Genomic DNA, 719 nt, shown 5'->3' on the forward strand with positions numbered 1-719 from the left:
TCCCGATGCTGATGATGATAGCCATCGCCCTCGCGTTGCCGGGGATCGAACAATGGCTTGCGACGTTCGGAAAAACGGCAGAGGCGAAATTGACGCTCGGCCGGATCGGCCTGGCGTTGCCCTATGTGGCGAGCGCTGCGATCGGGCTGATCTTTCTCTTTAGCGCCCAAGGATCGGTCAACATCAAGACGGCAGGGTGGGGCGTCGTTGCCGGATCGGGCACCGTTATTGCAATTGCCGTCGTTCGGGAAGGAATGCGGCTTTCGCAATTTGCCGGACAGGTGCCTGCGGCGAGGTCGATTCTGTCCTATATCGACCCGGCAACGATGACAGGTACTGCCGCAGCTCTCTTCTCTGGCATGTTCGCACTTCGCGTGGCCGTGCTCGGCAACGCGGCATTCTCGCGTTCCGAGCCGAAACGCATCCGGGGTAAACGCGCGCTGCACGGCGAGGCGGAATGGATGAAACTGCCGGAAGCAGAGAAGCTGTTCGCAGAGGCCGGCGGCATCGTGATCGGAGAGCGGTATCGTGTCGATCGCGACAGCACGGCGGCACTTTCTTTTCGGGCCGATAAGCCTGAGACATGGGGCGCCGGGGGCAAGTCACCGCTGCTCTGCTTCGATGGTTCGTTCGGATCGTCACATGGCATCGTGTTCGCCGGCTCCGGCGGCTTCAAGACCACGTCGGTGACGATTCCGACGGCGCTGAAATGGGGCGGT

The 719-nt window shown here is 61.8% G+C and carries 1 protein-coding gene; it reads left to right on the top strand.

Annotation, left to right across the window (positions count from 1 at the left end):
- Positions 1-5 precede the first annotated feature (5 nt).
- The coding region (locus RNA01_RS23485; RefSeq protein WP_170253633.1) for a type IV secretory system conjugative DNA transfer family protein at positions 6-719 on the top strand (714 nt) is incomplete at its 3' end.

The sequence above is a fragment of the Paenirhizobium naphthalenivorans genome (assembly GCF_007992095.1).
GTDB lineage: Bacteria > Pseudomonadota > Alphaproteobacteria > Rhizobiales > Rhizobiaceae > Allorhizobium > Allorhizobium naphthalenivorans.